This is a genomic window from Rhodoblastus sphagnicola, assembly GCF_002937075.1.
Lineage (GTDB): Bacteria > Pseudomonadota > Alphaproteobacteria > Rhizobiales > Beijerinckiaceae > Rhodoblastus > Rhodoblastus sphagnicola.
On record NZ_NHSJ01000038.1, the window covers coordinates 40,301 to 59,116 of the forward strand.

15 protein-coding genes are annotated in these 18,816 nt (G+C 66.1%); 2 read left to right on the forward strand and 13 right to left on the reverse strand.

Annotated features, from left to right (window positions below; genetic code table 11):
- Nucleotides 1-72 precede the first annotated feature (72 nt).
- Together CCR94_RS04960 and CCR94_RS04965 are read right to left on the reverse strand one after the other, a co-directional pair.
- Nucleotides 73-1,914 carry a methyl-accepting chemotaxis protein gene (locus CCR94_RS04960; RefSeq protein ID WP_104506770.1) on the reverse strand — a complete coding sequence of 614 codons (1,842 nt, stop codon included), beginning with the start codon at nucleotides 1,912-1,914 and terminating at the stop codon, nucleotides 73-75.
- A gap of 151 nt (nucleotides 1,915-2,065) precedes the next feature.
- Nucleotides 2,066-3,688 (reverse strand): ABC-F family ATP-binding cassette domain-containing protein, encoded by a 1,623-nt coding sequence (locus CCR94_RS04965; RefSeq protein ID WP_104506771.1) that lies wholly within the window; start codon nucleotides 3,686-3,688, stop codon nucleotides 2,066-2,068.
- Nucleotides 3,689-3,917: 229 nt separating this feature from the next.
- Here CCR94_RS04965 and CCR94_RS04970 point away from each other — a divergent pair, with 229 nt between their 5' ends.
- On the forward strand, nucleotides 3,918-4,670 hold the full coding sequence (locus CCR94_RS04970; protein ID WP_146089868.1) for a hypothetical protein: 753 nt from the start codon (nucleotides 3,918-3,920) through the stop codon (nucleotides 4,668-4,670).
- 21 nt (nucleotides 4,671-4,691) lie between these two features.
- Here CCR94_RS04970 and thiM read toward each other — a convergent pair whose 3' ends face one another.
- The gene (gene thiM / locus CCR94_RS04975) at nucleotides 4,692-5,501 is read right to left on the reverse strand and encodes a hydroxyethylthiazole kinase (protein WP_104506773.1); all 810 of its coding nucleotides are present in this window, start codon (nucleotides 5,499-5,501) and stop codon (nucleotides 4,692-4,694) included.
- A 54-nt stretch (nucleotides 5,502-5,555) separates the two neighbouring features.
- Between thiM and CCR94_RS04980 the strand changes: the two genes are divergently transcribed.
- The gene (locus CCR94_RS04980; RefSeq protein WP_104506774.1) at nucleotides 5,556-6,167 is read left to right on the forward strand and encodes a thiamine phosphate synthase; all 612 of its coding nucleotides are present in this window, start codon (nucleotides 5,556-5,558) and stop codon (nucleotides 6,165-6,167) included.
- Nucleotides 6,168-6,170: 3 nt separating this feature from the next.
- Here the strand turns inward: CCR94_RS04980 and CCR94_RS04985 are convergent, their stop codons facing one another.
- From CCR94_RS04985 to CCR94_RS05030, 10 genes are read right to left on the reverse strand one after another with little or no spacing between them, the layout of a single operon-like run.
- Nucleotides 6,171-7,037 carry a (Fe-S)-binding protein gene (locus CCR94_RS04985; RefSeq protein ID WP_206605777.1) on the reverse strand — a complete coding sequence of 289 codons (867 nt, stop codon included), beginning with the start codon at nucleotides 7,035-7,037 and terminating at the stop codon, nucleotides 6,171-6,173.
- Between the two features lie 52 nt (nucleotides 7,038-7,089).
- Nucleotides 7,090-8,097 (reverse strand): FAD:protein FMN transferase, encoded by a 1,008-nt coding sequence (locus CCR94_RS04990; protein WP_206605778.1) that lies wholly within the window; start codon nucleotides 8,095-8,097, stop codon nucleotides 7,090-7,092.
- Between the two features lie 20 nt (nucleotides 8,098-8,117).
- On the reverse strand, nucleotides 8,118-8,969 hold the full coding sequence (locus CCR94_RS04995) for an FAD-binding oxidoreductase (protein ID WP_104506775.1): 852 nt from the start codon (nucleotides 8,967-8,969) through the stop codon (nucleotides 8,118-8,120).
- Nucleotides 8,970-8,978: 9 nt separating this feature from the next.
- A complete protein-coding gene (locus CCR94_RS05000) occupies nucleotides 8,979-9,272 on the reverse strand; it encodes a hypothetical protein (RefSeq protein ID WP_184421489.1) in 294 nt (97 codons plus the stop codon).
- A gap of 2 nt (nucleotides 9,273-9,274) precedes the next feature.
- Complete coding sequence (locus tag CCR94_RS05005; RefSeq protein ID WP_104506776.1) at nucleotides 9,275-9,856, reverse strand: electron transport complex protein RnfA; 582 nt, start codon at nucleotides 9,854-9,856, stop codon at nucleotides 9,275-9,277.
- A complete protein-coding gene (gene rsxE, locus CCR94_RS05010) occupies nucleotides 9,846-10,538 on the reverse strand; it encodes an electron transport complex subunit RsxE (RefSeq protein WP_104506777.1) in 693 nt (230 codons plus the stop codon). Before rsxE ends, CCR94_RS05005 begins: the two co-directional genes overlap by 11 nt.
- A complete protein-coding gene (locus CCR94_RS05015) occupies nucleotides 10,535-11,251 on the reverse strand; it encodes an RnfABCDGE type electron transport complex subunit G (protein WP_206605779.1) in 717 nt (238 codons plus the stop codon). The genes rsxE and CCR94_RS05015 overlap by 4 nt, the downstream gene beginning before the upstream one ends.
- Nucleotides 11,248-12,291 carry an RnfABCDGE type electron transport complex subunit D gene (locus CCR94_RS05020; protein WP_104506778.1) on the reverse strand — a complete coding sequence of 348 codons (1,044 nt, stop codon included), beginning with the start codon at nucleotides 12,289-12,291 and terminating at the stop codon, nucleotides 11,248-11,250. Before CCR94_RS05020 ends, CCR94_RS05015 begins: the two co-directional genes overlap by 4 nt.
- A complete protein-coding gene (gene rsxC / locus CCR94_RS05025; protein WP_104506848.1) occupies nucleotides 12,288-13,634 on the reverse strand; it encodes an electron transport complex subunit RsxC in 1,347 nt (448 codons plus the stop codon). The genes CCR94_RS05020 and rsxC overlap by 4 nt, the downstream gene beginning before the upstream one ends.
- Before the next feature lie 7 nt (nucleotides 13,635-13,641).
- A complete protein-coding gene (locus CCR94_RS05030; protein WP_104506849.1) occupies nucleotides 13,642-18,804 on the reverse strand; it encodes a 2-oxoacid:acceptor oxidoreductase family protein in 5,163 nt (1,720 codons plus the stop codon).
- Between the last annotated feature and the right edge of the window lie 12 nt (nucleotides 18,805-18,816).

Consider the following 18,816-nt stretch of genomic DNA (forward strand, 5'->3'; position numbering starts at 1 on the left):
CGGGGCGACGAGAGGGGTCAATGGCGGCGCCAGGACAGGGCGGCGCAAAGCGCGCGCGCCAAGAAAAACAAATCAGCGCGGGTCGAAGCGCAGGCCGCTCTCGTCGTCGGTGGACCAGACCACGAGACCGCTCCGCCTCTGCGCGCCGCAGTCGAGCGTCACGCATGTTCCCTTTTCCAAGGCGCCAAGGCCGCTGATCCGCGCGCCGCCTTCCGAAATATCCTCGATGATCACGCTGTGCGGGCCGGATGGCGCGGTCAGCACGCCCAGTCGGCCGCTTCGGCGCCGTTCATAGGCGCGGCGGTTGACGCCGCCGCGCTCCTCCTCGATGGCGGAGCACAATTGGTCGATTCGGTCGCGCATTTCAACGCTCGCCCGGTCGAGATCGTCGAGCAGGGCGTTGGCGGCCTCGCCGTCGTCGGCTTCGTCCCTGGCGAGAATTTCGCGCGCGAGGGCGTGGACGCGCGCGTGCGGCTCGGCGAGGGCGATGAAGGCGGGCAAGGCGCGCAAGCTCGGAGCCTGGACCGAATCGTACCATTGGCCCAGTCGGCAGGCGCGGTGGTCCTGGACCTCCGCCGCCAGCCATTGCGCGCGCCCGAGCAGCGTGTCCACCACGCGCTTCTTGAACAGCATGAGATCGATCTTGGCCATTTCACAGAGCGCGCGCGGCTGGTCGGGATTGAACCAGCCGTTCGCCTTCGCCGTGAAATGCGCGTTCATCTCCTGCAATTCCGCGGCCATGGCCTGGAGGATGGCGTCGTTGTCGCTGGCGCGCCGGGCGCTCGCTTCGGAATTGGCGGCGATTTCCGCGCTGGTGTTCCTTTGCATGTCCAGCACCTGCGCGATCGCTTCCATCCGCTCGCAGGCCGAGGCCACCATTTCGCAAAGTCCCCCCATCCGCGCGGAGACGCCGGCGATGGCCTCGCCGCCCTGGGACACCGCACTGTCGGTGCGGTGAATCGCGCCGGTCATGCCCCGGATCGCCAGTCGCATGTCGTCGATGCGCGCGCCGATCTCGACCGTCGCCTTGGCCGTCTGTGCGGCAAGAGCCTTGACCTCGCCGGCGACCACGGCGAAGCCCTTGCCAACCTCCCCGGCGCGCGCCGCCTCGATGGTGGCGTTGAGCGAGAGCATGTTGGTCTGCCGCGCTATGGCCTCGATCGCTTGCAGCGCGCCCGCGATCTGGTCGAAGGCGCGCTCCAGCGCCCCGACCTGTTCGCTGGTTTCGCCCGCGGCGGAAGAAATATTGGCCATGGCGGCGGCGAGCGAGTCCATGGCGCCCACGCCCGCGCGGGCGCTGTCCTGCGCCTCGCGCGCCAGATCCTGCGCCTCGCGGCCGGAGCGGGACATCTCGTCGATCGAGGTCACGAGATCGTAGGTCGATTCGGCGATGGCGTGGGAGCTTTGCGCCTCGATGCTGGTGTTGCGCGACAGATGCGCGATCTCGATGGCGAGGCCGTTCACATCCTCCACGATGCCCGCGAGAACCTTCAGGTTGAGCAGGTCGGATTCGCGCGAGAGATCCTCGGCTATGTCGTTGAGCGCCGAATCGGTCACCTGATTGTGGATCATGCCGATCAGCCCGACGAACTGGGCGCCCAGTTCGGGCAGGCTCGCCGCCGCCCCCGACAGGACGGAAGCCCGCCGCGTCAGGCTGCGGGTGGTCGCGGCCATCACCGCCTCCAGCGCATCGAGCAGCGCCGGCGCCGGCGCGCCCGAAGCCAGAATTGCGGCTATGTCCTGGCCGGGCGTCGCGCCGGAAAACAGGCGACGGATCAGCGGGTCGAGCCGTTCGCCGACGGGCGCCAGGCCGGGGAAACGCTCAAGCAGGGAAGCGGGGTCGATGACCAGCGATGCGACGCAAACGTCGGCGGGCGTTCTTTCGAAATCGGGCGCTTGTTTTTCGGCGGGCATGGACACGGCGGCGGCTCTCCAGGGCGATCTGGCGGCTGCGAACGCCAGAACGGTCGGCCGATCAATTCCACTGTTTTTCTACAAACTTGCATGAAACTCGCCGGCCGCATTTTATTGATCGCGGCGCGGCAAGCGCGACGGGGCGCGCGGCTCAATGCCGCAGGCCCGGCGCCTCCTGCCCGGTCGAGGCGACATATTCGCTATAGCCGCCGGGATAGCGATGCACGCCCGAAGGCGTCAGTTCGAACACGCGATTCGACAAAGCCGCGAGGAAATGCCGGTCGTGCGACACGAACAGCATCGCGCCCTCGTAGGCCGAAAGCGCCTTGATCAGCATTGACTTGGTGGCGATGTCCAGATGGTTGGTCGGCTCGTCCAGCACCAGGAAATTCGGCGGGTCGAACAGCATTTTCGCCATCACTAGCCGCGCCTTCTCGCCGCCCGAGAGCACGCGGCATTTCTTTTCGACATCGTCGCCGGAAAAGCCGAAACAGCCGGCGAGGTTCATGAGGGCGCCCCGCCCGGCCTGGGGAAAGCTCGCCTCCAGATCCTCGAAAATGGTGGCCTCGCCTTCGAGCAATTCCATGGCGTGCTGGGCGAAATAGCCCATTTTGGTGGCGGAGCCGATGGTCACGGCGCCCGCATCCGGCTCGGTCGCGCCGGCGACCAGTTTGAGCAGGGTCGATTTGCCGGCGCCGTTCACGCCCATCACCGCCCAGCGCTCGCGGCGGCGCACCTGGAAATCGAGGCCGTCATAAATGCGCTTGGCGCCATAGGCCTTCTCGACCCCCTTGAGCGTGGCCACATCCTCGCCTGAGCGCGGCGCCGGCGGGAACTCGAACAGCACGGTCTGGCGGCGGCGCGGCGGCTCGACCTTTTCGATCTTGTCGAGTTTTTTCACCCGGCTCTGCACCTGCGAGGCATGGGAGGCGCGGGCCTTGAAGCGCTCGATGAACTTGATTTCCTTGGCCAGCATGGCCTGCTGGCGCTCGAATTGCGCCTGCTGCTGCTTTTCGTTGAGCGCGCGCTGCTGTTCGTAAAACTCGTAATCGCCGGAATAGCTGTTCAGCGATCCCCCGTCGATCTCGATGATTTTGCCCACGATGCGGTTCATGAAGGCGCGGTCGTGCGAGGTCATCAGCAGCGCGCCCTCAAAACCTTTCAAAAAATCCTCCAGCCAGATCAGGCTTTCGAGATCGAGATGGTTGCTCGGTTCGTCGAGCAGCATGGCGTCCGGCCGCATGAGAAGAATCCGCGCCAGCGCCACGCGCATTTTCCAGCCGCCGGACAGTTTGCCGACGTCGCCGTCCATCATCTCCTCGGAAAAATTCAAGCCGGCCAGCACTTCGCGCGCCCTGCCCTCCAAGGCGTAGCCGTCCAGCTCCTCGAACCGGGCCTGCACCTCGCCATAGCGATGGATAATCTCGTCCATCTCAGAAAATTTGTCGGGGTCGGCCATGTCGGCTTCGAGCGCCTTCAATTGCTCGGCGACCTGGCTGACGGGACCGGCGCCGTTCATCGTCTCGACCACGGCGCTGTGGCCCGACATTTCGCCGACATCCTGGTTGAAATAGCCGATGGTGACGCCGCGATCGATCGAGACCTGGCCCTCGTCCGGCGTCTCCTGCCCGGTGATCAGGCGGAACAAAGTGGTCTTGCCGGCGCCGTTCGGCCCGACCAGTCCCACTTTCTCGCCGCGCAGCACGCACGCCGAGGTTTCGACGAACAGAAGATGGTTGCCGTTCTGCTTGCTGATGGCATCAAGTCGAATCATGATTTTCCGCGCGCCCTTCGATTTGCTGGCTTTTTAGCCGTTCAATCGTTTGCGACGCAACCGAAAGGCGTCGGGCGTTGTTCTGCTCCGATCCGCAGCTTCATCTTAAGCCTCGGGGCAGCTTGCTGCATTATCATGACGGCGAAAAGAATCTGGCGGAGATATCCGGCAGGTTTTGCTTTTTTCTCATCATTGATTTTGCCTCGGCGGCGAGGCTGGAGGGGGAGAATTGTCCACCGTCGCATCCCTTGGAACGAGCCTGGGCCTTTTGTCGGGGGCGAGGATGTCGAGCAAAACGACGACCGCGACCACATCGACCAAAACAACCACGACCGCGCAGGCGGCTTCTTCGACCACGGACGCCAGCCAGACCGCACAAACGAGTGGCGCGTCAACCTCGGAAAAGTCCTTCGCGCAAGTCGCCCTCGACGCCAGAGCGACGCTCGACGCCGGCTATCAAAAGCTCGGCAAGACGGCGGATTATGAGACCACCGGGCAGCAGTGGAGCGATACGCTGGGCCTAAACAACCTTGATCGGCGCACCCTCTATGCGATTTCCAGCGATCAAGGTGGCATGTTTTCCAAGGTCGAGGTGGATGCCGCCCAGTTTTTCATGTCGAAGCAGGAAGGCGACGTCATAACGGCCGCCGATCCGCTGCATACCAACCCATCAGCTGCCTATAAGGCCGCGACAGATTTTCTCGACTCTGCGAGCAGTGAAGAGAAATCTTCGCTCGGATGGGCGCAGGCGCGCGGAACCGCCCAAGCAGGCTATCTTCTCACCATGAAGAACGCAGGTCGCGCGGCGGCAAATGTCGATACAGGGAATCCGATTGTCAACCTGTTCGCCAATTCCTATGCCGAATTGGCCGCGACGAAAAGTGCATCCCTGGACCCGCGCGACATGCCCTCCTGGCAAAAGGCTGTCGATCTCTGGGCTCTCCAATCCGACGAAACACCGTCGATTTCGTGGACCGTTTGAGCAGCGGGAAGATGCCGGCCGTCACGCCCCATATGCTTTAGACCGCTCCAAAATCTCGGCGCCTTGCAGGCTCGCCAGACGGTCAATGAAGGCGACGCGGAAACTGCCGGGGCCGGCGCTCGCTTCAGCCGCGATGTCGCCCGCGATGGCATAGGCCTCCAGCGCCGCCACCGCCGCCGCGAAGCGATCCGGCGTCACCGCCGCGAAAGCGCCGACCACCGCCGACAGGGCGCAGCCGCAAGCGGTCACGCGGGTCATCAGCTCCGAGCCGTTGGCGATGCGCGTCACGCGGGTTCCGTCGGTGACGAGATCGACGGCGCCGGTCACAGCGACGACGCAGCTCAGATTTTGCGCCAACGCCAGCGCCGCGCCTTTCGCGGCCCCGGCCTCATGCTGGCTGTCAACGCCTTTTGGCGCGGCCTGATCGGCGTTGAGGCCGGCGATGCGCGCCACCGCCATGATCTCCGACGCATTGCCCCGGATGATCGACGGTTTTAGCGCGAGCAGCGCTTCAATGGCCGCGTTGCGGTAACGCGTGGCCCCCGCCCCGACCGGATCGAGCACCCAGGGTTTTCCGGCGGCGCGCGCGGCCTCGGCCGCGCCGAGCATGCCCTCGAAGAACGTCTTGGAAATCGTGCCGATATTCACCACCAGCGCGTCAGCTATCGCCGCGAATTCCGCCGCCTCCTCGGGCGCGTGGATCATCGCCGGCGCCGCGCCGATCGCCAGCAAAGCGTTGGCGGCCAGATCCATCGAGACGTAATTGGTGATGACCTGCACCAGCGGCCGCGCACGCCGCAGGTCGTCCAAAAGCAGGGGCTTGTCGTTCATGGCTCTTGTCCGATTTCTCTTGTTCTCGATGCGCGTCGTCGCTACAGCCGGCGCATGACGCGCGACCCGCTTTATCTCGTTCTCGAAAATTCGGCCTGGGTCGAACGCATGCTGGCCTGCGGCATAAAACTGATCCAGTTGCGCATCAAGAGCGCGAGCGAGGCGGATCTCCGCCGCGAGATTTCGCGCTCGCGCGATCTTTGCGCGCGGGCCGGGGCGCGTTTCGTGGTCAACGACCATTGGCGCCTCGCCATTGATCTCGGCTGCGCCCACGTCCATCTCGGTCAGGACGATCTGCGAACCGCCGACCTCGCCGCGATCCGCGCCGCCGGCCTGGGGTTCGACGTCTCGACCGAGACCGAGGACGACCTCGAACGGGCGCTGGCGCTCGGCGCCGATGGCGTCGCGTTGCAGCCGATCTTCGCGACGACGTCAAAGACGTTCGAGCGGGCGCCGCAGGGTCTGGCCCGGCTCGGCGTCTGGCGCCAGCGGCTGCGGGGCCGCCCGCTCATCGCCATCGGCGGCGTCAAGCTCGAAGACGCGGGAGCGGTTTTCGCCGCCGGCGCCGATTGCGTCGCTGTGATCAGCGACGTGACGCGCGCTCCCGACCCGGAGCGGCGGGCGAAGGATTGGCTCGCCGCCACGCGGGGGCGCGTGACGGCGTAAAATTCAGGCGGACTCGCCCGAGCGCAGCGGCAGGGCGTCCTTGCGCAGGATTTTCCTGGCCGCCGCGCCGCGTTGCGGCACGCCCGCATCGTCGAACCAGACGATGGCGCCGGTGGCGCAGCGGTCGATCACCTCGCGGCGAGCCTCGCTGAAGCGGGCGATGTCGATCTCCGCGAGATTATCCCGCACGGTGATGAGCCCTGGAGGGGCGTCGGCGACGCACTTGCCGCAGGCGGTGCAGGCCACTTCGCAAGCCGCCTCGGCGAGGTCGCCCTCCGCCCGGCTCTTGCAGGCCACAAACAGCCGGTCCTTGACCAATCCCAGCGAGAACAGCTTTTTCGGACACGCGGTGACGCAATCGTTGCAGGCGGTGCATTTGTCCTGGTCCACCACCGGCAGGCCGTGTTCGTCGAGCGTGATGGCGCCTTGCAGGCACACCGAGACGCAATCGCCCAGCCCCAGGCAGCCCCAGCCGCATTCCTTGCCGCCGCCGCTGACCACGGCCGCCCCGCGACAGGTGGAGAGTCCGACATATTTCGCGCGCAAAAAGGCGACGTGACGGCCGCCGGCGCAGGCCAGCCGCGCCACGCGCCTGTCCACCGCGCCGGCCTCGACGCCGAGATAACCGGCGATGGCCGCGATCTGCGCCGGACTGCTCACGGTGCATTTCGCCGCAACCACTTCGCCCAGGACCAGCTTTTCCGCGAAATCATGGCAGCCGGCAAGGCCGCAGGCGCCGCAATTGCTCTTGGGCAGCAGCCCGTCCACTTCCTCAATGCGCGGATCCTCGTAGACGAACAGTTTTCGGTTCGCCAAAGCCAGCATCAGCGCCAGCAAACCGCCGAGACCGGCCATGAAGACGCCGGCCATGCCGACAACGCCTAACTGCCCAAACTGCTCCACGAACTTGTCCCCTTCTGGCTCAGGCCGTCAGCGCCGGCAGGCCGGGCGTTTGCCAGGTCTGGCCGTTCTTGCCGATCAGCAGCGCGTCCACGCCCGGAAGCGTCGCGGCCAAGGCCAACGCGCGTTCCGCGCCCAAAACCATGAAGGCGGTGGACAGGCCATCGGCCTGCAACGCGGTCGGCGCCAGCACCGACGTGCTCGCCAGTTCCGTGGGCGAATGGCCGGTAGCCGGATCGAAAATGTGGTGATTGACGAAATCGGGCGTGAAATACGTCTCGTAATCGCCCGAAGTCGCCAGCGCGCGGCCGTCCACGGCCAGCCGCGCCGACAGCGCCTCGGCATTGCGCGGGTTCTGAACGCCGAGCACCCAGGGTTTTTCCTGCTGCTTGCGGCCGAGCGTGTCGAATTCGCCGGCGTCGATCAGCGCGTGCTCGATGCCGTGGCGGCGCACCGCGCTCAGGGCGCGGTCGGCGGCATAGCCCTGCGCCACGCCGTTGAGCGTGACCGCCATGCCCGGACGGCGCAGCCGCACGGCTTCGTCGGACACGTCGAGATCGCGCCAACCCACCCGCGCGCCAGCATTGCGAACCGTTTCATCCGTGGGCAGGCCGCCCTGCGCCTTGGCCTGCACAAAAGCGTCCCAAAGCGGCTGCACCGTCACGTCGAAGGCGCCGTTGGTGCGGTCGGCCAACTCCTGGGAATAGCGCAACACTTCGAGCAGCCGCGCGTCGGGCCGAAACAGTTCGCCATCGCGGTTGAGCGCGACCAGCTGGCTGTCGTGATAGAGCGTCATCACCGCGTCCACGCCCTGAACCTCCGCCAGCGCGTCGGCCAGCGCGGCTTGCGCCTTGTCGGCGTCGGTATGCAGCACCAGCAGCGACACCTTGGTTCCGAGCGCGCGGCCGGAGAGGGTATAGGGTTTCAGGTCTCGGGCGTGGGCGACCGACGCGACCGCGCCGAATCCGGCCAGGGCGGCGACCGAACCGAGGCCCAGGGAGGACCAGATCATCTTGCGGCGATTCATCATGGGACTTTCCTGTGTTCGGCTCAGTAGAGCACGTCGTGCCAGCGGCCGCCGGCCTGCAATTTCGCGCGGCGCGCCTTCCAGGTCTCGGGCGAGCCGACCACCTTCGCCAACGCCTTTTCCAGCATGGGCGTCAGCGATTCCGGACCGGCGATGAAGACATGGGTGCGGTCGTCCTGAAGCATCTCCCAGACCTCGCCGGCGTTTTCCAGCAGCGCCTGGTCCAGCGCGGGCGGCTCGTCGAAATGCGGGCGCGGGCTGACGGCGGCGAAGGCTTTGAAAGTCGGCTGGTCGTAATACAGGCCGAGATCGGCGTTCTCGTCGTTCTGGTACAGCATTTCCAGGCCGCTGCGCGCGCCGTGGAACAGCCGCACCGGACCCTTCCAACCGCCGAGTTCGTCATAGATGCGGCGCACCAGACCGCGGAACGGCGCGATGCCCGTGCCCATGCCGATCATCAGCAGCCCGGCCTCGCGATCCTCGGGGATCGGGAACGGATGGCCCACCGGCCCGCTAAAACTCATCTGGCCGCCGAGGGGCATGTCGCAGAGGTAATTGGACGCCACTCCGTCGTAGCGCTCGCCGTTGAAATCGTCGATCACATGGCAGCGCCGCACCAGCAACTCGAAGGCGACCTTGTTGTCGCCGGTCTGCTCAAGATCGGCGATCGAATAAAGCCGCTCGTGAAAGCGCTGGCCGAACTGGCCGGGCGCGCGCACCAGCAGGCACTGGCCGATGCGGCCGTCGAAGCCGGGATCCACCAGGAAACGCAGGCGCCGCACATCCTCGGGCGATTTGGGCGCGGTAATGCGCGCGCTGGCGACCAGGGTCGCCACCCAGGCCCTATTCTCGTTCGAAATTTCTGACCAGGACATGGAGGCCTCTCAGTGGGAAAGGGGTGGGCACGACTCAGGCGCCGCCGCCGAGCCCGGCTTGCAGGCCGTGTTGGTGCAGGCCTCGCAACCCTCGGGCTTCGCCGCGACGGGCCGCTTCGGGCTGACCGCGGGCGCGGGCGCTTCCGACCCATGCCCCTGGCCGCCGCAGCCGCCGCCGACCAGCCGCAGCGGGCCGGCCTCGGGATGCTGCGCGGCCACGTGGCGGGCCATGCGCTGCACCTCGATCCACCCCAGCATCAGCGCCAGCAGCAGGACGAAAGCGGCGATAAGCGACACGATCATGGTCAGCCTCCCAAGCCGGCGAAGCCCATGAAGGCGAGCGACAGCACGCCCGCCAGCATCAGCACCAGCACCGTGCCCTGCACGGCCTCCGGCACGTCCGAGAGTTGGACGCGCTCGCGCACGCTGGCCAACAGGGTCAGCGCCAGGGTGAAGCCGACGCCGCCCCCGATCGCGAAGGTGATCGACTGCATGAAGTCATAATCGCGCGCCGTCTGGAACAAAGCGACGCCCAACACCGCGCAATTGGTGGTGATCAGCGGCAGATAGATGCCCAGAGCCCGAAACAGCGGCGGATAGTGCTTCTTGACGTACATTTCGACAAGCTGCACCGCCGAGGCGATCACCACGATATAGCAGATCAGCCGCAGGAATTCGAGATGCGCCAGCCCCAACACCCAGTTGAGCAGATAGGCGCTCAGCGAGGCGATCACGATCACGAATGTGGTGGCGAGGCCCAAGGGGAAGGCGACGGACACGCTGTGCGTGACGCCGAGGAACGGACACATGCCCAAGAACATCGCCAGCACGAAATTGCCGGAGAGGATGGTGGTGAGCAGGATCTGGGCGAGGGATTCACGCGCCATGACAGGCTCCTGAAGTTTCGGCCGCCGCCCGGTTGGCGGCTTCCTGCGCGTTGGCGCGCATTTGCGCGCGGCGACGCACGATGGAGAACAGCAGCAGCCAGCCAGCCATCACGAAGAAGCCGCCGGGCGGAAGAACCATCACCACCCAGGGCTGGAAATGCGGGCCGAACAGCGGGATGCCGAAGAAGGCGCCGGCGCCGAGAATCTCGCGCACGCCGCCGATCATGACCAGACTCAGCGTGAAGCCGAGCCCCATGCCGATGGCGTTCATCGTCGCGGCAAGCGGCGGCGTCCGCGCCGCATGGGCTTCGGCGCGGCCGAGCACGAGGCAATTGGCCACGATCAACTGGATATAGGCGCCGAGCGCCTCGTAGAGATCGAGGCTGATGGCCTGCACCGCATAATCGACCACGGTGACGAAGGTGGCGATGATCACGATAAAGGTGGCGATGCGCACCTCCTTCGGGATCATCTTGCGCATGGCCGACACCAGGAAGCACGAGGCCGACAGCACGAAAGTGGTGGCGATGCCCATCGAGATCGAGTTGACCGCCGAGACGGTGACGGCCAGCGTCGGGCACATGCCGAGCACCATGACGAACACCGGGTTGCGCTTCCACAACCCTTCCGTGAACTCCTCCCAGGTGCTGGGCGGGGCCAACAGTGAGGATGACTCGCTCATGGCTTCTCCAATCGGTCGAGTTTGGGAACGAGGCGCGGCAGCAGCTGTTGCGCCGCCTCGTTGATGCCTTTGCCCACGGCGCGCGAGGTGACGGTGGAGCCAGAGATCGCGTCGATCTGCCAGGCCTGCGCCTTGGTCCCGTGCTTGACCACCTTGACCTCATTGGCCAGCGCGGAAAGCTCATCGTTGAGCTTGACGTCCAGCGCCTTGAAATTGGCCTGGAAGTCCTTGTCGGTGAGAATCTTGTCGCCGATGCCGGGCGTCTCGCGCATGGAGACGACGCCGATGCCGACGATGCACTGGCAGGCCTTGCGATAGCCGAACATCACGCGCACCATGTCGGCATAGCCTTTGGCCGCGCCTTCGGCCGCTATGCCGTCGAGGCCGCCCTTGTCATTATAGGCGGCGTAGAAGCGCACCGCGCCGGGCGGCGGATCGCCCTCGCCGGCCGGAACCACGTCGCCGCTGGCGAGCGCCAGCCAGGGTTTTATGGCGCTGGCGCCCGGCAGCACTTTCAACACCGCGCGCTCGGAGGCCAACCGGCGGTTGTCCTTGGCGCGGTCGAGCGTCAGCAGATAGCTCGCCACGATGATCAGGCCGCAGACGGCGGAAACGACGCTGAGCGCGCGCAGCAGGGTGAAGGTCGGCGTCGCGTGGACCAGCGCGTCGGTCGCTGGCGTCTCTTGCGGCGAAGTCTTGTCCGGCGCGCTCACGCTCTCGTCTCCTTGGTCGGGGCCGTGCCAAAAGCTTTCGGCTGGGTGATGCGCTCGATCATCGGCGTGGCGGCGTTGCCGATCAGGATGGCGTACATCACGCCCTCCGGCAAGCCGCCGGAATAGCGGATGACCACGGTGAGCGCGCCGATCAGCACGCCATAGAGCCACATGCCCAGGGGCGTGACCGGCGAGGTCACCATGTCCGTCGCCATATAGACCGCGCCCAGCATCAGGCCGCCCGAGAACAGCACGAAGCCCGGTTCAGGATAATGCTCGGGGTTGAGCGGATAGAGCGCGGCGGCCAGCAGCGCGGCGCTGCCGAGCACGGCGGCGGGAATCCGCCAGTCGAGATAGCCGCGTAACGCCAGATAGGCGCCGCACAGCAGGATCAGCAGCGGCGAGGGACCGACCGCGAGATGCCCGGAAATCGAGGTCAGCAGATCCCAATTGCTGGCGATCACGCCCTCGAATTTCCAGCGCGCCAGCGGAGTCGCGCCGCTCACGCCGTCGATGTTCAAGCCCGCCACCCAGGTCGCCGTGTCGGCCGGGGTCATGAACGGCAGCGCGAGACTTGAGGGAATGAACTCGCTGAAGCGGGCGGGCAGGAACGAGGGGGTGTAGGTGGCGATGGCGGTCGGGAACGCCGCCTGCACGAAACCACGCCCAACCAGCGCCGGATTGAACAGATTATGGCCGATGCCGCCAAAGATCGCCTTGCCCAGACCGATGGCGACGAAGCCGGCCACCGCGCCCATCCACAGCGGGAAGCCCGCCGGCAGCGTCAGCGCCAGCAACAGGCCGGTGATGGTGGCCGACCAGTCGCCGAGATCGCCCGATTGCCGGCCAAGCCGCAGGAAGAACTCCTCGGCCGCCAGGCACGAGGCCGTGACGACGACCAGCGAAGCCAAGGCGGACAGGCCATATTGCCAGACATAGAAGCCGCAGATCGGCAGCAGCGACCACACGACATTGCGCATGATCTTGACCACGCCATTGTCGTCCTTGATGTGGGGCGCGGAGCGAATTTCAACCGTCATGCCGCCTTCTCCGAGCCGCGCAGCACCTGTTTGGCCACGCGGAATTGCTGCACCAGCGGAATGTTCGCCGGGCAGACATAGCTACAGGTGCCGCATTCGAAGCAGGCGCCGAGTCGATAGGTGTCCGCCATGGGTTCATACTGGCGCTTGGCGGCCAGCATGCCCAGGGTGGACGGGTTCAGGCCCATCGGGCAGCTTTCGATGCACTTGCCGCACTTGATGCACGGGAAGCTTTTGCGCGTCGGCGGCGCCGTGAGGTCGCGGGCGCGGAAAACGAGGATGCCCGAGACGCCCTTGGTGATCGGCGCGTCGAGACAGGCCACCGCCTGCCCCATCATCGGGCCGCCGTAAATCACCTCGATGGCTTCCTGCGGCGCGCCGACGTAATCGAGCAGGAAACGCAGCGGCGTGCCCATCGGCACGAGATAATTGCCGGGCCGCTCGACCGCCGTGCCGGCGACCGTGATGACGCGCTCGATGAAACCACGTCCGCGCGGCGCCAGCGCGCCCATATAGGCGAGCGTCGCGACATTCTGCACATAGGCGCCGACCGAATAGGAGCGCGCGTCCGGCGGAACCTCTCGGTTCAGCAGGGTCTTGATCAGCATTTCGCCGGCGCCCTGCGGATATTTGGTCGGCACGGCCTCGACCGTCACCTCGCCGCTTTCGGGCAAAGCGGCGCGCAACGCCTCGATGGCGTCGAGCTTGTTGTCCTCGACCCCGATGATGGCGCGAGGATTGCCCAGCAGGCGCCGCGACAGCGCGACGCCCTTCATGATGTCGCTCGCGCGCTCCAGCATGATGCGATGGTCGCTGGTGAGATAGGGCTCGCATTCGCAGCCGTTGACCACCAGCGTATCGACCGGAAATTCCTTTGGCACGCGCAGTTTGGCGTGGGTGGGGAAAATGCCGCCGCCCAGGCCGACGATGCCGGTGCGCTGCACCGCAGCGATCACCCCGGCGGCATCCAGCGCCGAGAGGTCTTGCGGCTCCTCCCATTCCACGGCTTGCGTCGAACCGGCGTGCGACTTGATGATGACCGATTCGGTCCACGGGCCGCTGGAGGTCGGGTTGAGGCGGATCGCCTCGACCACGCCGCTCACGGGCGCGTGGTGCGGCACGGACACGAATCCATCCGCCTCGGCCAAGGGTTGGCCGCGCACGACCTCCTGGCCGACCTTGACGACCGCCTTGGCGGGGCGGCCGACATTTTGCGACAGCGGCACGATCAGGCGGGGCGCGAACGGCACCCGCGTGATCGGCATTTCCGCCGTGTCCTTGTGCTGCGGCGGGTGAATGCCGCGGGCGAAAGCCTCGCCGCGAAGAAAGGTGAAAAGCTTCATCGCCATCTCAATTGTACTTCTTCGCGCGCGTGATCAACCTTTCCAGCTTCGGCTCCTGCTCCCACGGCATGCCGGGATGCAGGCACTCGGCCGGACATTTTTCCGCGCTTTTCACGATGTCGCTGAACTTGTTCCCCTTGGGGTCCTTCACCGTGACCTGCTTGGAGGCATTGTAGACGAACACGTTCGGCGCCTGGTCGATGCACTCGCCGCAGGCGGTGCAGTCGGGCGAGTCCACCCAGACCGGCTCGTAGTCCGGCAGGGCGACCGCGCCAGCGGGCGCGGCCTCGGCCTTGGCGGCCTTGGCCGGCTTGACCGGAGCGGGCGCGGCGGCCGCAGGTTCGGCCGGCTTGGCGGGCGCCGCAACGCTCGCCTGGACCGACGCCGGGGCGGCGGCGGGTTTCGGTTCAGGGGCCAAAGGCGCCGCCACCGGCGACGGCGCCGCGGCGAGCGCGGCGGCCAATCCGGCCAGCGTCGATGGGGTCGGAGCCGGAGTCGCCGGGGCGACAACCGCAGCCAAGGCGGCCGGAGCCGAAGCAACCGGGGCCGCCGGTTCGGCAGGCGCGGGCGCGGCTTCGATCGCCGCGGCGGCGAAGCCCTCCTCGACCTCGGCGCGCACGCGCGACTCGATCGCGGCCACATCGACCGGTTGGGCCACGATGTCCTTGAGCTGGCGCCAGAACTGCTGGCGCTCCTCGCATGACCTGACCAATTCCTCGGCCACGATCAGCCTCATAAGACGGCCCTTGGCGTCGGTCGCCCAGATGTAGGGGAAGCGTCCGACGCGCTCGTCGCCGGGCAGATCCAGCAATTCCGCCAGCGGAATCATGGAGTCATTCCAGGTCTCGCGCGGCGCCTTGCGGAAATGCTTGCTGAAGCGCGCTTCCGTCGCCGCGAAATCGGCGAAGGTCACCGGCAGGTCGAGGCGCGCCTTTTCGCCCTTCTCGTCGAGATATTCCAGTTGATAGCTCGGCCAGTCGGCGTCAACGGCGGGATTGCCTTCGAGACTGGCGCAGGCGGAGAATTCCACGCCCGCGTCGGGATCGTAGCGGAACAGCGGATAGGCGCGGCTTTCGACCGCCAGCTTGCTCTGCGCCACCGTGCGGTCGTCGCCCACGCCATGTTCGGGCGGGCACACCGAATAAATATTGAACACGGCGGGACGGCGCGAGTTGAGGCCGTCGATATAGCCTTCCAGCAGATGCGAGACATGGGCGACCGTGCTTTGCAGCATGAAAGTGCTGCGATGGGCCATGCCGATGATGCTGATCTCTTTTCTGATTTCGGTCTTGCCGTGGCGCGCCGAACCATAGGGCGCCATGTCCGACACCTGGCTGACGAAGCCGGAGGTGCAGGCCTGACCGCCGGTGTTGGAATAGACTTGCGTGTCCACCACCAGCACCTTGATCGGCTTGCCGGCCATCATCATGCGCGACAGGTTCTGGAAGCCGATGTCGTACATCGCCCCGTCGCCGCCGACGCTGACCACCGGCGGGCAGAGCAGCCATTCCTCGTCGGAAAAGTGCTCGTAAGTGAAGCGGTTGAAGAAGTCGCGGTCGCGCTCCTCGACGAAGGCGCCCTTCAGCTCCATCTCGGCCATGCGCACGATCTTGAAGCCCTCGGCCATCTTGGCCATGTGGCCCTCGAACAGGCCCATCGCCACCGACGGCGAGTCCTGGAACAGATGCGAGGTCCAGGGGAAGGGATAGGGATGATAGGGGTAGGTGCTGGCCCACACCGAGGTGCAGCCGGTGGAATTCACCATGCCCATTGTGGCGCGGCCCCGGCGCGTCGGCCCTTCGACATAGCGCCAGCGCAGGTCCTTCAACGATTCGAGCAGTTGCGCGCCGCGCTTGACCCAGTTGGCGTCGAGCGGTTGCGAGGGCTTGCCGTCATTGAGTTTCGAGGCCAGCGCGGACAAGGTGAGGTCGTGCGGCGCGGACGAATCCACCGCGCGCGCCACGGCGCCGGCGTCCGACAGGTCCACCGCCTGCGCCAGACTCAACCTTATGTGCTGCTCAAGGTTCTGGATCAGGCTGTCGAGCTTGCCGACAAACGCTTTCACGCGGGGCTGCATCAGCGCGGAAACCGTGCTGGTGAACAGGTGGATCGCGGTCTTTTCGCCGCAGCCGAGGCAGGCGCCGTCGCCGCAGGTCATGGCGTTGTAATTGGTTTTGTCGAGCAGCAGCGTGTCGAGCGCGCCGACCTTCTCGTCCAGGCTGTCGATGCGGCTGAATTCCTTGCCGGTGGTCGGCAGGTCGAGCCAGAGATTCCAGTCGCGGCGCAAAGTGGCGATGGAGTCTTCGGTTTGCGTCACCATCTTCAACGCCTTGTCGTCGCAGACGTCGACGCAGAGCGCGCAGGCCTTGCAGGTCAGCGGATTGACCGTGATCGAGAACAGGCCGCCGCCGCCGCCCTTCTTCTCCTTGCCGCTCCAATAGGGCTTCGTGGCCGCGAAGGCGAAGGTTCCCAGTTCGGCCTTCAGCAGTTCGAACTCGGACGCCGTGGCCTCCCGTTCCTCGGCCGGCGCGTCGGCGACCACCTGCGCGAAGGCCTGGTCGATCAGCGGGCGCACGGCCACGCCGTCATTGGGGCCGACCAGCGCGCGCAGCTTCCGTTCAGCTCCACGCAGCGCGCGGCGCAAGAATTTCGTCGGCGTCCCCGCGCGCTCGACGCGGGACAACGCCGTGTTGAAGACTTCGCTGACGCTGTTGACGAGGCCGGGAATCGCGCTGTCCGGGCAGACCGTGTAGCACTTGCCGCAGGCGGTGCAGTTTTCGGCGACCCATTCCGGATGCTCGAAGCGGATGCCGGTCATGTCGCGGAAAATGCCGGAAGCGGCGGGAATCAGCGAGGCGCCGATGAACGGGTCGAGCAGATTGTCGTTGCCCTTGCCGGTGGCGTAGAAATGGCCGGTCTGCTCCCAGAAGCGGTGCATGTCCGCGACGGGCGGCAGGCTCTTGTCGCCGGCGGGGCAGGCCTTGAGCATGATCGGCAGGCTGCTCTTTGCGCTGACCTGCGCGGGCGCCCCCACTTTCTTTTCGGTGATCTCGTGGATTTCCGTGTAGCCGCGCTTCACTACGGTCAGATTGTTCTGCACGACTCGGGCGCCCTTGCCGCCGAACTTGGAGTCGAGCTGCTTTTCGATGGCGCGGAACAGGGTTTGCTCCGACAGCCCCGCGTTGTCGCAAACCGGCGAGGCCGCGAAGAACGCGCCCTGGAAGGCGTTGCCCTGCATGCGCAAATGCAATTCGGGGCTGCCAGCCTCCTCGCGCGCGATCTTGAAAGCGTCGAGATAGTAGACGCGCAGATCGTTGTCGACGATCTGCTGCTGCGCCCAGCGCGGGAACGCCGCCCAGGTGTCGTCGCCCAGATTGCTCTGGATGATGAACACGCCGCCCTTCTTCAGCCCGGTCAACGGGTTGGAGTGACCGAACACCGCCGGGTCGGGCGACAGCACCACGTCGAGGTGGACATATTCGCTGTTGACGCGAATCGGCTCGGGCGCCGCCGACAGGTAATAGGTGGTGGGCTGGCCCTTCTTCTCCGAGCCATATTTCGGATTGGCCTTGATCTCCCAGTTCAGCAGGTCGAACAGGGTCATCGCCAGATTCTTGCCGGTGGTGATCGCGCCCCAGCCGCCGATCGAATGCATGCGCACGGTGATGGCGCCGGGCGGCATCAGATTGGGGTTTTCGCTGCCGTGCACCACCATTTTGGCGGCCTGCGGATAGGCCCCCTGGAACGCCTGCTGGTGCAACTCGTCCTTGGGATGATCGGGTTCGCGGGCGACATCCACCGACAAGTAGAAGAATTTGCGCTTCGGCCCCATGGCCAGCATGTTCTCGACCGCGCCGATCAGCCCCTCGGGCTGCAAGTCGCGCGAGCCCAGGCCATAGCAGCCCGAATAGAGGCGCGGCATGTCGCTGGGCGACAGCGAGGGATAGCCGACATGCGGCGGCGCGCCGGCATAGGCCGCCTCCATGGCGTTTTCCTGGCACTTTTGCAGCGCCGCGCGCACTTCGCGCATCAGCGGCAGATCCTCGGCCAAGGGTTGATCCGTGCGTTCCAGCACCGCGACGCCCTTCTTGCCGCGCAAGACCGCGCCGACGAGATCGCCGGGGAAAGGCCGGAACATGGTAAGATTGACCACGCCGACCCGAAGCCTCCGGGTGGCGCGCAGGTAATCGGCCACGGCCTCCGCCTGAACCACCATGCTGCCCATGCCGAAGATCACATATTCGGCGTCTTCGCATCTGTAGCTGCTCAGGCGCGAATAGCGGCGGCCGGTAAGTTCGGCGTATTCGTCCATGCAGGTGTCGGCGAGTTGGCGCACCTCGTCGAAGAAATATGGGCGCTGCGCGGCCACCGCCTGCATGTAGGCGTCCTGGTTCTGCACCGAACCCGAGACCATCGGCACGTCCACGTCCCAGATCGAGGGCACGCGGCGGCGCTTCGGGCCATAGAGCATTTTCTGCGCCGGCGTCGGCGTGTCGATGAGGTCGTCGGGCTTGCCCAGATACTCGGCCACCAGCGCGCGCTCGGGCAGCGTCACCGATTCGATCAGATGGGTGGTGAGGAAGCCGTCCTGCCCGACAATGGCCGGCGTCAGCGACAGTTCCGCCAGTCTTCGCGCGATCAGGTTGAGGTCGGCGGCTTCCGTTGCGTTCTTGGCCATCACCTGAATAAAGCCGGTGTCATCGACGCAATGATAATCGTCATGGCCGGCGTGGACGTTGAGGCTGGCCTTGGTGATGGCGCGGCAGCCCATGTTCAGCACGTAGGGCAGACGCTTGCCCACCGTGGCGTACAGGCTCTCGTGCATGAAGGCGATGCCCTGCCCCGACGAGAAATTGGTGGCGCGCAGGCCGGTCATGGCCATGCCGGCGGTCACGGCGGCGGCCGCGTGCTCGCTTTCCGGCTCGACGAAAATGAGCGGGCGGTCGCTGACGTTGAGATGGCCCGCGGCGGCTTCCTCGGCCCAATACTCGCCCATCTGGGTGGAGGGCGTGATCGGATAGGCGCCGGCGGCGTCGGAGGCCTCGCGCTCGACATGGATGATGGCGGTGTTGCCGTCCACGGCGTCGCGGACGCCCGGGTATTTCACCGAGGCCTGCTCCGGGGCGCGGGCGGCGGCGCCCGTCAGGGTATCCAATATCTTCTTCAGCATCATCCTAGTCCT

Bases quoted from the DNA above. Each gene is read 5' to 3' on its own strand.
- CCR94_RS04965 (WP_104506771.1), bottom strand. From the start codon at position 3,688: ATGATTCGACTTGATGCCATCAGCAAGCAGAACGGCAACCATCTTCTG.
- CCR94_RS05030 (WP_104506849.1), bottom strand. From the start codon at position 18,804: ATGCTGAAGAAGATATTGGATACCCTGACGGGCGCCGCCGCCCGCGCC.
- CCR94_RS04980 (WP_104506774.1), top strand. From the start codon at position 5,556: ATGACGCGCGACCCGCTTTATCTCGTTCTCGAAAATTCGGCCTGGGTC.
- thiM (WP_104506773.1), bottom strand. From the start codon at position 5,501: ATGAACGACAAGCCCCTGCTTTTGGACGACCTGCGGCGTGCGCGGCCG.
- CCR94_RS04985 (WP_206605777.1), bottom strand. From the start codon at position 7,037: ATGGCCGGCGTCTTCATGGCCGGTCTCGGCGGTTTGCTGGCGCTGATG.
- CCR94_RS05005 (WP_104506776.1), bottom strand. From the start codon at position 9,856: ATGGCGCGTGAATCCCTCGCCCAGATCCTGCTCACCACCATCCTCTCC.
- CCR94_RS04960 (WP_104506770.1), bottom strand. From the start codon at position 1,914: ATGCCCGCCGAAAAACAAGCGCCCGATTTCGAAAGAACGCCCGCCGAC.
- rsxC (WP_104506848.1), bottom strand. From the start codon at position 13,634: ATGAAGCTTTTCACCTTTCTTCGCGGCGAGGCTTTCGCCCGCGGCATT.
- CCR94_RS04990 (WP_206605778.1), bottom strand. From the start codon at position 8,097: ATGATGAATCGCCGCAAGATGATCTGGTCCTCCCTGGGCCTCGGTTCG.
- CCR94_RS05020 (WP_104506778.1), bottom strand. From the start codon at position 12,291: ATGACGGTTGAAATTCGCTCCGCGCCCCACATCAAGGACGACAATGGC.
- rsxE (WP_104506777.1), bottom strand. From the start codon at position 10,538: ATGAGCGAGTCATCCTCACTGTTGGCCCCGCCCAGCACCTGGGAGGAG.
- CCR94_RS04995 (WP_104506775.1), bottom strand. From the start codon at position 8,969: ATGTCCTGGTCAGAAATTTCGAACGAGAATAGGGCCTGGGTGGCGACC.
- CCR94_RS05000 (WP_184421489.1), bottom strand. From the start codon at position 9,272: ATGATCGTGTCGCTTATCGCCGCTTTCGTCCTGCTGCTGGCGCTGATG.